The following is a 13,246-nucleotide window of genomic DNA, read 5'->3' as shown; positions in this document are numbered from 1 at the left end:
GAAGTAAAAACCAAATGGTTGAATTAGAGTTTCAGCAAAAAACAAAAACCTTGATCGATAGCTTAAAAGGCATCTGTGCAAACTATGGTTTAGGTAACGACGGTAACGAATTTAAAATTATTACCCAAACCTTTTTGTACAAGTTTTTAAACGATAAATTTGCCTTTGAAGCTAAAAAAATCGACGACAACATCGCCAAAGCTGATAAGTGGGAAGAAGTTTTAGTTGGAATGAGCGAGAATGACCTCGATATGTTACAACTGCAAATGGGTGGCGACACAGCACGGCTAAAGCCTCAGCACTTTATTAGCTACCTATTTAGCCAACAAAACGCGCCGGACTTTGCTAAGCTATTTGATGATACCCTCATCGACATCGCCATTACAAATAACGATGTATTCGCAGTAAAAACCGATGGTGGTACCAAGGTAGTGTTGTTCGACCGCATTAGCCAATACATTGCTGACGACTCAAAACGCGATGCCTTCTGCCGCGCGATTATCAACAAACTGGTAGAGTTTAGCTTTGAGCGAATCTTCACGCAAAAATTCGACTTTTATGCCACCATCTTTGAATACCTTATCAAAGACTACAACAGTAACTCGGGCGGCAAATACGCCGAGTACTTTACCCCTCATGCAGTAGCGCGCATTATGGCGGAAATTTTAGTACCACAAGAACAGCGTGGCACAGTACGCAATGTCAGTTGTTACGACCCATCAGCAGGTTCGGGGACTTTGCTAATGAACGTGGCTCACGCCATTGGTGAAAACCGCTGTAGCATTTACACTCAAGATATTTCACAAAAGTCATCAAACTTACTGCGTTTAAACCTGATCTTAAATAATTTGGTTCACTCTATCCCAAATGTGATCCAAGGTAATACTGTCCAGCATCCTTACCATCAGGATGGCGACACACTAAAGCGCTTTGACTATATTGTCTCTAACCCGCCGTTTAAGCTCGATTTTAGCGACTTTAGGGATGACCTCGATAGCAAAGAAAATAGAGAGCGTTTCTTTGCCGGTATTCCAAAGATTAAAGCAAAAGCCAAGGACAAGATGGAAATCTACCAATTGTTCTTGCAGCACATCATCGCGTCGCTTAAACCAAACGCCAAAGCAGCCGTAGTGCTACCAACTGGTTTTATTACCGCACAATCAGGCATCGATAAAAAAATCCGTGAGCATTTGGTCAAAAACAAAATGCTGGCTGGTGTGGTCTCAATGCCTTCCAATATTTTCGCCACCACAGGCACTAACGTATCGATTTTGTTTATCGACGCCAGCAACGATGGCGATGTGGTACTGGTGGATGCTTCAAACTTGGGTGAAAAAGTCAAAGACGGAAAAAACCAAAAAACTGTATTAACTCCGAAAGAAGAACAACAAATTATTGATGTCTTTAACGCCAAAGAAGTGGTGGAAGACTTTTCCGTCGTGGTGAGTTATGACGATATCGAGGCTAAAAACTACTCACTAAGTGCTGGCCAGTATTTAGATGTCAAAATCGAATATGTCGATATTACTCCTGAGCAATTTGCCGAGAAGATGAAGGGTTTTACCAACAATTTAGATAGCCTCTTTAGTCAATCTCGTGAGTTGGAAACTGAGATTAAAAAGCAGTTGGCGGGGTTGAAGTATGAATAATCTCAAGAAGCATCGATTTTGTGACCTATACACAATGTCTTCCGGGATATCGTCTAAAAAAGATCAAGCTGGCCATGGCAGCCCATTTCTATCGTTCTCTGCGGTATTCAACAACTATTTCGTACCAGATGCATTACTCGACTTGATGGACACATCTGATAAGGAAAAGGAGACCTACTCGATAAAGGCCGGTGATATTTTTCTTACTCGGACCAGCGAAGTGGTTGATGAACTCGCGATGAGCTGTGTAGCCATCAAGGATTACCCAAATGCTTCTTATAGCGGCTTTTTGAAACGACTTCGTCCAACACAAACTAAGATCACATACTCGAAATTCATGGCTTTCTACTTAAGAAGCCCAATGTTCAGAAAAACCATGACGAACAACGCTGTCATGACGCTTAGAGCAAGCTTGAACGAGGCTATATTTTCATATTTGGATCTTTTGTTACCCGAATATAATGAGCAAGTAAAAGCGGGTGATCTTCTTTATCTCTTAAATGAAAAAATCGAACTCAATAATCGTATAAACGCCGAGTTGGAAGCCATGGCTAAAACTCTGTACGACTACTGGTTTGTACAGTTCGACTTCCCCGATGCCAATGGCAACCCCTACAAGACATCCGGCGGAAAAATGGTCTACAACTCAACCCTAAAGCGCGAAATACCGGAGGGGTGGGAAGTGAAAAAGCTATCACAACACTTAACTCTCGGTTCAGGGTTCCCTTTTGATTCATCTACATATCAAGAGAATGGAAAATATAAAGTAATAACTATAAAAAATGTGCAGTCAGAGGGGCTGGCAACTGAAAAAACAGACTTTGTTGATTTTGTACCAAAAGGGATGCAAAAATTTTGTGTATTAAATATAGGCGATATTTTGATGTCCCTTACTGGTAATGTAGGTCGAGTTTGCATTGTAAACGAAGAAGATTTGCTACTGAACCAGCGTGTGGGTAAGTTTGTTTGTGATAAGAAATGGAAGAACTATTTTTATTTATATTTTTTAAGGCCTGAATCAAGAGCAAGATTGGAAAAAATCGCTACAGGCAGCTCGCAAAAAAACTTAAGCCCTATTGATGCAGTTAACCTCTTGCATGTTTATCCAAGTGATGAGTTGTTAAATAAATTTAATGAAGCGACAAAGTATTTCATTGAACAAATTGTACGAAACTCTCTGGAAAACAGAAAGCTCGCTTCACTACGCGACTGGCTTCTCCCCATGCTAATGAACGGCCAAGTTACAGTAAAATGATCAACACTGCATTTCGGATTTTACTTACGTCCGATGTCACATCGTTGCTGGTGATTATCTTTTTGGTACAAAAAGGACTCACCTTGGGCGACTTTCTCGGTGGTATATATTGCCTAAATGGGACAGTCCCACTCCCGAACGCGGTGTCTTTTTGTAGTAAAGGGCAGTAATGAATTGATTGATATAGAGTTATACTCCGTTAAAGGTTCGAATAGCGCAAATTTATACTGTATTTTGGAAAATAATTTTTAGGTAAAAATAATGACAAATGAAGAGCAAATCGTTTCACAATTGACACTAGCAAAATATGCGAATGATGTTGATGCCACGATTAACTTGCTTGAAAACGCGCTTAATAAATTGGAACAATTAGGTGTTGAAGTACAACATGAAAAATTGCTAGAAGGCGTATCAAACAGAATTACATTTTTGTTAGAGCACAATATGAACGAGCTAGCAAAAAAGGATGTATATGATACTTATATCACCAGACTTTCGCCGTTTAAACACTCACGATCAACTGATGATTTATTTACTAATGGGCTGCTATATGCAGATACCTGTGATTATTTGCTTGCAGACGATGCATTAGCGGAGGTGTTTTTAGTAAAGTTAACACAGGGTGAGTTAGTACTTAACAGTAACGATGTTTCGCTTAATTGCTTTGTATTACTTTATCAAAAATATATGGCAAATGATGATTCATCCCCACTTTTACCTTTATTTGACGAAGCAGTAACTTATATTGAAAATAATTTAGATAAGATAGTTGGTTTTGATGAGTTTAAAGATTTTAAAATAGACGATTTTAGTGTCCATCATGAAGATTTAAACTTTTATAACAGCGTTGGTCCTTATCCATTTTTAGTAACTGTTTCTCATATTACAAGGCAGTACGCTATGCACGGGTATTATCAAGCGCTTTGTATCTTAGTAAGAAATAGAACGCCGATAGCATTAAGCTTGACGGATCACAGCACCACCCTAGAACAGTTAAAAAATAGAACTTTGTTACCGTGGTTAGGTGAAATGAAAGAAAATCCTAGTGTTGAGTGCATCGCGCTTTTTTCACACCTCCCAAATGGGAAAATTGAATTTAGGTTTAATAAGCTCGGCCCTGCGGTTTCAGAGCTCAGAGCAGCTGGATATAAAGCCGCTATGCCTTTTTTATCTTATGCATTAGAAACCACTTGAAGCTAAGGTTTAGAGTAATATAGATCGAATAATGATTTTACAGGTCAGTTGGGATTTACCAATTACGCCTTTTACAACATTAAATACTGGCAAAAAATTTAGCTTAAATTATTTAGATATGTAGATGAAGGTTTCCGATCATTTAGCAATAACACAGAACACTGTGATTTATGAAAGCTGATCGTTGTACCCTTTCATCTTAACAACTTCAAGATTCAACTATCAGTTTCATTCTTTATACGAGAACTACATTTAACTAACAATAAAAAAGGTGAGCCACTAGGACTCACCTTTTATCCATTCGCAAACTTATTTATACGCGTTCGCGAACTTATTTATCATGAACAACTGTGCTCTTAGTCGCGATATGTCTCTACCGCTGGGCATGAACATACTAAGTTACGGTCGCCGTACACGTCATCGATACGTGTAACCGTTGGCCAGAACTTGTCTTTAGCTACCGAAGGCACTGGGAATGCAGCGTAAAAACGGTCGTACGCGCGGTCCCATTCGTTCCCTAACACGTCTGCTTGTGTGTGCGGTGCAAACACAAGTGGGTTGTTTTCAATTGACCATTCGCCAGAGATTACTTTGTCGATTTCGCCTTTGATTGACACCATCGCTTCGATAAAGCGGTCTATCTCGCCTTTTGACTCAGATTCAGTTGGCTCAATCATTAACGTGCCCGCTACTGGAAACGACATAGTGGGTGAATGGAAGCCGTAATCTTGCAAGCGCTTAGCTACGTCCATTTCAGTAATGCCTGATTGCTCTTTAAGTGGGCGTAGGTCAACAATACATTCGTGCGCAACGCGGTTGTTACGGCCACGGTATAAAATTGGGAAGTGCTGGCTTAACTCGTGTGTTAAGTAGTTAGCATTAACGATCGCCATTTCAGTGGCTTGTTTTAAGCCCTCTGAGCCCATCATGGTAATGTAAGCCCATGAAATAGGTAAAATAGCGGCTGAACCGTAAGGCGCTGCTGATACTGCACCGTTGTTAATGTTTGTGCCCGGTACGTTAATTACGCTGTGGTTTGGCATAAATGGCGCTAGGTGCGATTTAACACCAATTGGGCCTACACCTGGGCCGCCGCCGCCGTGCGGAATACAAAACGTTTTGTGCAAGTTTAAGTGCGATACGTCTGAGCCAATAAAGCCTGGGCTTGTTACGCCTACTTGCGCGTTCATGTTTGCGCCATCCATGTAAACTTGGCCGCCGTGCTCGTGCACAATGTCACAAATTTCGCGAATGGTTTCTTCGTAAACGCCGTGTGTAGATGGGTATGTGATCATAATACACGATAAGTTTTCAGACACTTCTTCAGCTTTCGCTTTAAGATCTGCCATGTCTACGTTACCGTTTTTATCGCAATCAACCACTACAATTTTCATGCTGGCCATTTGCGCAGATGCAGGGTTAGTACCGTGTGCTGAGCTTGGAATTAAACATACGTTACGGTGCGCATCGCCACGTGACTCGTGGTATTTACGAATAGCAATTAAGCCTGCGTATTCACCTTGTGCGCCAGAGTTTGGCTGTAGTGAAACTGCATCGTACCCCGTAATATTAACTAGCCAGTCGTGCAGCTCGTTAATCATTATTTGGTAACCTTCGGCCTGATCGAGCGGGCAGAATGGGTGCAAGTTTGCAAATTCAGGCCATGTAATTGGGATCATCTCAGCGGTCGCGTTTAGTTTCATGGTACATGAACCTAACGAGATCATTGAGTGGTTAAGCGCTAAATCTTTGTTTTCTAGGCGCTTAATGTAGCGAAGCATGTCTGTTTCGCTGTGGTAGCTGTTAAAGTTTGGATGCGTTAATACTTCGTCATCACGTACTAAACTAGCTGGAATAGAGTCGCTACCGTTTGCTTCAATATCGGCTGCAATACCATCTACGCTTAGGCCATGGCCTTCACCTAGTACAATATCAAATAGCTCAGCTACATCGGCGCGGGTGGTGGTTTCTGAAACCGAAATTGAGTATTCGCCGTCGTGGTTTGTGGCAAAGTTAACGCCTTTGGCAAGTGCACGTGCTATTACGTCTTCTTTGCTGTCGCTAACTACTGTTAGCGTATCAAACCAGGTGCTGTGTTTAAGTGCGATACCTTTAGCTTTTAGGCCAGCAGCTAAAATATCAGCAAAGCGATGTATACGCTGCGCGATAGTTTTTAAGCCTTGTGGGCCATGGTACACCGCGTAAAACGCGGCCATGTTGGCAAGTAATACCTGCGCTGTACAAATGTTTGAGTTGGCTTTGTCGCGGCGAATGTGTTGTTCGCGCGTTTGCATTGCCATACGCAGTGCATCGTTACCTAAGCGGTCTTTAGATACACCAATAATGCGCCCTGGTAATGAACGTTTGTATGCGTCACGTGTTGCAAAAAATGCAGCGTGTGGTCCGCCGTAACCCATAGGTACACCAAAACGCTGAGCCGAACCAAGTACTACGTCGGCACCCAATTTACCCGGTGCTTTTAGTAGTAATAAGCTCATAATGTCGGCAGCAACACAGGCAATGGCCTTTTTGCTTTGTACGCCGGCAATTAGGTCGGTTATATCGACTACTTCACCTGATGTAGTTGGGTATTGGAAAAGTGCGCCAAAAATGTCGTGGTTAACGGCATCTTCTGCTTTACCTACAATTATTTCAAAACCAAACTGCTCAGCACGGGTGCTTACTACGTCGATAGTTTGTGTGTGTACGTCGTCGGCAATAAAAAAGGCATTGGCTTTTTTAGCTTTAGATACGCGTTTTGCAAGGCCCATAGCCTCAGCAGCAGCGGTTGATTCGTCAAGTAACGAGGCACTTGCTAAATCTAGGCCTGTTAAATCTAGGGTCATAGTTTGAAAATTTAATAACGACTCTAAACGCCCTTGCGCAATTTCTGGCTGGTACGGCGTGTACGCAGTATACCAACCTGGGTTTTCTAGTACGTTACGTAAAATTACGTGCGGTACGTGCGTTGGGTGGTAGCCTTGGCCAATGTACGATTTGAAAACTTTATTTTTGCTTGCTACCGATTTTAAGTAGCTTAGTGTTTCAACTTCAGTACGGCTTTCGCCAACTGTTAATGGCTGCGCTAAGCGAATGCTTGCAGGTACAGTTTGGTCGATCAGCTCTTGCACACTTGATACTTCTAAAGCACTTAGCATATCGCTTACTTGTGCTGGGCTTGGCCCAATGTGGCGGCGAATAAAATCTTGCTTTTGCTCTAACTGTTCAAGAGATTTGGCGTTTGACATGCGTCTAGATTCCTATGATCCTAAATACTAACGGGTAATTAGTATTGATTAAAATATGTGATGATTTAATAACGTACTGTGTATGGGAAGTAGGCCGTTAAATCATAAAAGCCCCAAAAACAGTGAATGGGGCTTTTGTCATCTACTTAGAGTATTACTCTTCGTCGATTGTGTTAGCGTAGTCTTCTGCGCTAAGTAAGTTTTCAAGCTCTGACTCGTCAGCTGCTTTAATGCGGAATAACCAGCCGTCACCGTATGGGTCGTTGTTAACCGTTTCTGGTGCGTCTTCTAGCTCTTCGTTAATCGCTACAATTTCGCCGCCAACTGGTGCGTAAATGTCTGATGCAGCTTTAACCGACTCTGCTACTGCACAATCTTCGCCCGCATCTACTGCATCGCCTACTTCTGGTAGTTCTACAAATACCATGTCGCCAAGCAGCTCTTGCGCATGCTCAGAAATACCCACAGTAAAAGTACCGTCACCTTCGTTGCGAACCCACTCGTGAGAAGAGGCGTATTTTAAATCGCTAGGGATATTGCTCATTATTTTGTTCCTTTGGTTTATATTGGGAGGATACCAATCACAATAATTATTGTGATTGGTATAACCAAATTTTTAAATGATTGATTTGCCGTTACGTACAAAGCTAGGCTTTACTACTTTAACGTTAACTAATTTTTTGCGCATTTCTACTTGGGCTGTATCCCCTGTTGAACGTGGTACACGTGCAAGGGCTACACTAAAACCAAGTGTTGGTGAGAAAGTACCTGAGGTAATTACCCCTTCTCCACCTTCAACAATTACTTTTGAGCCGCTACGCAATACGCCTTTTTCTTCAAGCACTAAACCAACTAGTTTATGGGTGCTTTTTTCGGCGCGTTGCTTAACAAGTACGTCACGACCAATAAAGTCACGATCTTCTGGTTCCCATGCAATAGTCCATGCCATGTTAGCTGCAAGTGGCGATACGCTTTCGTCCATATCTAGGCCGTAAAGGTTCATACCTGCTTCTAAACGTAGCGTGTCGCGTGCACCTAAACCGGCTGGCGCTACACCTGCATCTAGCAGTTGTTGCCATAAATCGGCTGCTTGCTCGTTCGGTACTACAATTTCGTAACCGTCTTCGCCAGTATAACCCGTTGTGGCAATAAATAAATCACCCACTTGTACGCCAAAAAATGGCTTCATGCCTTCAACGGCTGCTTGTTGCTCAGCATTTAAAAGTGTGGCTGTTTTTGCTTTTGCGTTAGGGCCTTGTACTGCAATCATTGCAAACTCTGGGCGCTCAGTTACGGTTACTGTAAAGTCGGCAGATACTTTAGCTAAGTGAGCTAAATCTTTTTCGCGGGTGGCAGAATTTACCACTAAGCGATAAAACGTTTCGCTAAAGTAGTAAATAATTAAATCGTCTATTACGCCGCCTTGCTCGTTAAGCATGCCCGTATAAAGCGCTTTACCTGGTACGGTTAATTTTGCTACGTCGTTTGCTACTAACTTACGTAAAAATGCTTTTGCTTGTTCGCCTTCAATATCAACAATAGTCATGTGTGATACGTCAAACATACCTGCATCGGTACGCACTGCATTGTGTTCTTCTATTTGTGAGCCGTAGTTGATTGGCATTTCCCAGCCATGAAAATCAACCATTTTTGCGCCTGCTTCAAGGTGCTTAGCATGTAGTACAGTTTTAGAAGTCATAACATTCCTTCACTTTTAAATTAACCCTGTGCGGGCGTGGCTTAAATAGATTTAACTAAACAGGCAAACACGGTTATGTTTACCGGTTATTTTATGTATTAGGCAGCTTCGTTTTGCATTAGGGCAAAACCTTGTGCTTGTAAGTGCTGTTGCCATTTTTGTAGTTCTTGTTGCTTGGCTACTAACACAAAGTGCTGTTCGTCGTTTTTATCTATGGCGGTAATAAATACTTCGCCGCTTTGCGCGCCATAGCATAGTTGTGGGTTAGATAAACGCAGCCCTGGCGTTAATTTAAACGCGCTAATTAAGGTATCAAATGCGTTTGCTCCACACAGCGCAAGAGTTGCAAGGTCGCTACGTAGTACATAATCAATATCAAAACGAAGTTGCTGCTCGTTTATAAGTGCTTGTAATTGCAAGCTTGCGCTGTGCGTTAATACAAATCTAAATGCGGTTTCGCTAAAGTAATAAACGGCAAAGCTGTAATCAGAATTTAAATCACCATCAAGCGTGCCTTTTAGGCCTAAGCCGCTGGCTGTAAGCTTTGTGAGATCTAACCCTAAAATAGTGCTTAAAAATACACTGGTTTCACTGCCACTAAAATCCATTACAACGAGGTTGTTATTTGCTTGCACGGCATTGGTAACTGCACTTGCAGCATTGCTGTGGCGGGCAAACATTATTGGGTTAAAAGTCATAACAAACACCTGTGTATTTTTGATACCAAAAGTATATTGCGCCACTGTGACAACAACAAATTGTAATTATTTATCAATTGATAAATAATACTTATATATGTAGCTATATAAATTGTAATTTTAAATATGAAAAACATATCAACCGACAGTTTGCGTACCTTTGTAATGGTTGTTGAGGTAGGTGGATTTGCAAAAGCCGGCGACCTACTGGGGTTATCGCAACCTGCGGTAAGCTTGCAAATTAAACGCCTTGAAGATTTACTCGGTTATAAATTATTTAAAAAGCAGGGCCAGCGCCAGGTGCTTAATCAGTACGGTGAGCTACTTTTGCCTATGGCAAAACAAATGATGCAGTATAACGATGCTATTTTGCAGCAGTTCACCTCAGAGAGCATAACCGGTAAAGTGCGCTTGGGTATTCCTAGCGAATTTGCAGCACGTATTTTGCCCTCTATTATTGGTGATTTTGTCTCGCTTTATCCTGAGGTATCGCTGGAGGTTAAATCGCGCTTAAGTAAACATTTACTGTCAGCCTCAAGGCAAGATCAATTTGATCTTGTTTTAGCACTTAACGAGCGCCTTAATTCAGACAAGTTCCCTATTTTTATGCAAGACGAACTAGTATGGGTGGGCGATTTAGCACAAGCAAAAAATGAGGTAGTAACCTTAGTCACCGCGCCCGAGGGCTGTATTTATAGGCGCCGCGCTACAGATGCACTTAAAAGTGCCAATATCAAATACCGTATTGTTTACAGTAATGCCGATTTAACCGGATTAATAGCCGCCATAAAAGAAGGCTTAGGTATTACTGTACTGGCTAAAAGCACTGTGCCTAGCGATCTCAACTTTCAAATTCAAACAAAACATTTACCAAGCTTAGGCAGTATCGGCATTAGCCTAATTAAAAGCGGCGGCGAGTCGGAGCATGCTGTAGATAAACTTGCTGAATTTATAGCGCTAAGGCTTGGCTAAATAAATACACAAAACCGATACTTAAGAATAAACGCTAAATTGAAAGCACCATACAAAAGAAATAATTTAGTTAACAAAGTAGCATAAGTTGGTGTTTTTAATTCTAAAAAACTAAACTATTAAACAGTTAATAACATTGATTCGTATTCGTTAACGTGTTCAAATTACGCCAATTAAGATAATTGACATGATCAGGACACACAATGACCCCTAAGTTTTTAGTATCTACCCTTGCAACTGCGGTTGCTTTGTCTTTTAGTGCTACTGCAATGGCACAAGGCAGTTCAAACCAAGATCAACGCTTTGAACAAATTACCGTTATTGGCTCACAACAGGCTATTAACGATATTCCTGGTTCTGCGACGTTTATTTCTGACGAAGAGCTACAAAAATTTGAATTTACCGATATTTCACGTGTTTTAGCGTCTGTTCCGGGTGTATACGTTCAAGAAGAAGACGGCTACGGCCTTCGCCCTAACATTGGTATGCGCGGTACAGGCACTGGCCGTAACGATAAAATATCCGTAATGGAAGACGGTGTATTAGTTGCACCCGCTCCTTACTCGGCACCTTCTGCTTACTACTTCCCTACTATGGGTCGTATGGAATCTATTGAAGTATTAAAAGGCGCTGCCTCTGTTAAGTATGGTCCGCGTACTACGGGTGGTGTTTTAAACTTACTTTCTCGCAGCTTACCAACTGAGCCAAATACCTCAAAAGGCATGGTTGATGCAGCCCTTGGTGGTGATGGTTATTACAAAGGCCACGCTTACTTTGGTAAAGAAAAAAACAACACAGCAGGTTTAATTGAAGTATTTACTTATGGCGCCGACGGATTTAAAGAGTTGCCAGTAGGTAGCGATAACACAGGCTTTGAAAAAACAGATTTATTACTAAAGTTTGGCCATACATTTGGTAAAAACGACGCCCACAGCCTAGAGCTAAAAATTAAGTACTCTGATGAAAAATCAGACGAAACTTACATGGGTTTAACTGAAGAAGATTACAAATCAAATCCTAATCGTCGTTATGCAGCATCGCAAAACGATGAAATGAACACTCGCCATAATGCTTACCAACTTAACTATGCTTACCAATTTGGCGAAGGTTACGAGTTATTAGCAACCGCTTACTTAAACGATTTTCATCGTAACTGGTATAAAGCAAGCAGTGTAGGTACAAGCACGCTTGAGCAGTACAGCGAATTTGAAGCAAACCCAACGAGTGAAGGCATTGAGGGTATTGGCGTAAAAGCGAATAACCGTGATTACCAAGCAAAAGGTATTCAGTCTGAGTTACACATACCTGTAGGCGATCACTACGTGACTGTTGGCGTACGTTACCACGAAGACGAAATGGATCGTTTTCAGTGGCAAGATACGTACACGTTAAATCAAGATTTAAGTATGACGCTAACATCGCAAGGTATCCCAGGTTCAGATAGCAACCGTTTAGATAGTGCCGATGCGCGTACTTTTTTTGTTCAAGACGAGTGGACAATAGACGCATTAGTAGTAAGTGCTGGCCTTCGTTATGAAGACATTACGATTACGCGTGAAGAGTGGTCTAAGTCAGATCCAACGCGCAGCAATGGTTTAACTAAAAATATATCTAACAATACTGAAATTTTAGTACCGTCACTTGGTGCTACTTACACGCTTAACGAACACGTAACGCTACTTGCGGGCATTCAAAAAGGTTACGCACCTGCGGCGCCGGGTAACGCTGACCAAGACGAAGAAGAAAGTGTAAATATTGAGTTTGGTTCGCGCTTTAACGCCGCTGGATTTACAGGTGAAGTGATTGCGTTTTTCTCTGACTACGACAACATGCATGGTAACTGTACTGCTGCGGTTGGTTGTAGCGACGATAACATTGGTGACCAATACAACTACGGTGAAGTAGAAGTATCGGGCTTTGAATTTAGTGCAGCACGTACGTTTAATACCAAGCAGGTTGCTTTTCCGGTTAAGTTAACTTACACCTACACAGATTCTGAGTTTCAAAACGATTTTGATTCAGAAATTTGGGGCTCGGTAGAAAAAGGCGATGCAATGCCATACGTACCAGAAAACCAGGTTGCTTTATCGCTAGGCGCTGAATTTGCATCGTTTGTGGTAAATAGCCAAATGCGTTACGTATCAAGTGCACATGCCGATTTAACTGACTCAGGCTTAGATGCTATTGATAGCCGTGTAGTATGGGATTTAGCGGCTAAATACTTAATTGATGCTAACCAAAAAGTATATTTAAGCGTAGATAACTTACTTGATAAAACCTACATTGCTAACCGCGCTAATGGCGGTATTCAGCCAGGTAAACCACGTACAGTACAGGTAGGCTACACATACTCATTCTAACGAGTTAAATAACTCTCTAGCTGCGTTAAAAATAACTCATATATGAACACTATATTTCGTTATTTTTGCCTTGCTATAGAGCTATTTTCCTATCGCTATAATAGAGAGAGTATCAATTGATATAAAATTAAAAGCGTAAATTACAAACACAAAAAAACCGAGATTGAATTT

Annotated in this window: 9 protein-coding genes; 5 read left to right on the top strand and 4 right to left on the bottom strand. The window is 41.6% G+C overall.

Annotation, left to right across the window (positions count from 1 at the left end; translation table 11 throughout):
* Window positions 1-14: 14 nt before the first annotated feature.
* The 3 genes from CWB60_RS10945 (at window position 15) to CWB60_RS10935 (ending at window position 4,098) form a co-directional block, all read left to right on the top strand.
* Complete coding sequence (locus CWB60_RS10945; protein WP_138577782.1) at window positions 15-1,649, top strand: HsdM family class I SAM-dependent methyltransferase; 1,635 nt, start codon at window positions 15-17, stop codon at window positions 1,647-1,649.
* Window positions 1,642-2,904: a restriction endonuclease subunit S gene (locus CWB60_RS10940; RefSeq protein WP_138577784.1), complete on the top strand. Its 1,263-nt coding sequence runs from the start codon at window positions 1,642-1,644 to the stop codon at window positions 2,902-2,904. The genes CWB60_RS10945 and CWB60_RS10940 overlap by 8 nt, the downstream gene beginning before the upstream one ends.
* Window positions 2,905-3,165: 261 nt before the next feature.
* A complete protein-coding gene (locus tag CWB60_RS10935; RefSeq protein ID WP_138577786.1) occupies window positions 3,166-4,098 on the top strand; it encodes a hypothetical protein in 933 nt (310 codons plus the stop codon).
* A gap of 356 nt (window positions 4,099-4,454) precedes the next feature.
* Here the strand turns inward: CWB60_RS10935 and gcvP are convergent, their stop codons facing one another.
* The 4 genes from gcvP to CWB60_RS10915 form a co-directional block, all read right to left on the bottom strand.
* Window positions 4,455-7,346, bottom strand: coding sequence for an aminomethyl-transferring glycine dehydrogenase (gcvP, locus tag CWB60_RS10930; protein WP_138577788.1), 2,892 nt, complete (start codon window positions 7,344-7,346; stop codon window positions 4,455-4,457).
* A 154-nt stretch (window positions 7,347-7,500) separates the two neighbouring features.
* The gene (gene gcvH / locus CWB60_RS10925; protein WP_138577790.1) at window positions 7,501-7,890 is read right to left on the bottom strand and encodes a glycine cleavage system protein GcvH; all 390 of its coding nucleotides are present in this window, start codon (window positions 7,888-7,890) and stop codon (window positions 7,501-7,503) included.
* 72 nt (window positions 7,891-7,962) lie between these two features.
* Window positions 7,963-9,045: a glycine cleavage system aminomethyltransferase GcvT gene (gene gcvT / locus CWB60_RS10920; protein WP_004587593.1), complete on the bottom strand. Its 1,083-nt coding sequence runs from the start codon at window positions 9,043-9,045 to the stop codon at window positions 7,963-7,965.
* Between the two features lie 98 nt (window positions 9,046-9,143).
* Complete coding sequence (locus tag CWB60_RS10915; RefSeq protein ID WP_138577792.1) at window positions 9,144-9,743, bottom strand: hypothetical protein; 600 nt, start codon at window positions 9,741-9,743, stop codon at window positions 9,144-9,146.
* A 126-nt stretch (window positions 9,744-9,869) separates the two neighbouring features.
* Here CWB60_RS10915 and CWB60_RS10910 point away from each other — a divergent pair, with 126 nt between their 5' ends.
* Both CWB60_RS10910 and CWB60_RS10905 read left to right on the top strand, forming a co-directional pair.
* Window positions 9,870-10,715 carry a LysR family transcriptional regulator gene (locus CWB60_RS10910; protein WP_138577794.1) on the top strand — a complete coding sequence of 282 codons (846 nt, stop codon included), beginning with the start codon at window positions 9,870-9,872 and terminating at the stop codon, window positions 10,713-10,715.
* A 203-nt stretch (window positions 10,716-10,918) separates the two neighbouring features.
* Entirely contained in the window at window positions 10,919-13,075 is a 2,157-nt protein-coding gene (locus CWB60_RS10905) for a TonB-dependent receptor family protein (RefSeq protein WP_138577796.1), read from the top strand.
* The last annotated feature ends 171 nt before the right edge of the window (window positions 13,076-13,246 follow it).

Source organism: Pseudoalteromonas sp. S327, from assembly GCF_005886415.1.
GTDB lineage: Bacteria > Pseudomonadota > Gammaproteobacteria > Enterobacterales > Alteromonadaceae > Pseudoalteromonas > Pseudoalteromonas atlantica.
Note: the sequence above shows the minus strand (reverse complement) of the source record. Positions and strands in the feature narration are given on the sequence as shown.

What these genes read in the sequence shown, in the direction of transcription:
- CWB60_RS10945 (WP_138577782.1), top strand. Translation starts at nt 15, where the DNA reads ATGGTTGAATTAGAGTTTCAGCAAAAAACAAAAACCTTGATCGATAGC.
- CWB60_RS10940 (WP_138577784.1), top strand. Translation starts at nt 1,642, where the DNA reads ATGAATAATCTCAAGAAGCATCGATTTTGTGACCTATACACAATGTCT.
- CWB60_RS10935 (WP_138577786.1), top strand. Translation starts at nt 3,166, where the DNA reads ATGACAAATGAAGAGCAAATCGTTTCACAATTGACACTAGCAAAATAT.
- gcvP (WP_138577788.1), bottom strand. Translation starts at nt 7,346, where the DNA reads ATGTCAAACGCCAAATCTCTTGAACAGTTAGAGCAAAAGCAAGATTTT.
- gcvH (WP_138577790.1), bottom strand. Translation starts at nt 7,890, where the DNA reads ATGAGCAATATCCCTAGCGATTTAAAATACGCCTCTTCTCACGAGTGG.
- gcvT (WP_004587593.1), bottom strand. Translation starts at nt 9,045, where the DNA reads ATGACTTCTAAAACTGTACTACATGCTAAGCACCTTGAAGCAGGCGCA.
- CWB60_RS10915 (WP_138577792.1), bottom strand. Translation starts at nt 9,743, where the DNA reads ATGACTTTTAACCCAATAATGTTTGCCCGCCACAGCAATGCTGCAAGT.
- CWB60_RS10910 (WP_138577794.1), top strand. Translation starts at nt 9,870, where the DNA reads ATGAAAAACATATCAACCGACAGTTTGCGTACCTTTGTAATGGTTGTT.
- CWB60_RS10905 (WP_138577796.1), top strand. Translation starts at nt 10,919, where the DNA reads ATGACCCCTAAGTTTTTAGTATCTACCCTTGCAACTGCGGTTGCTTTG.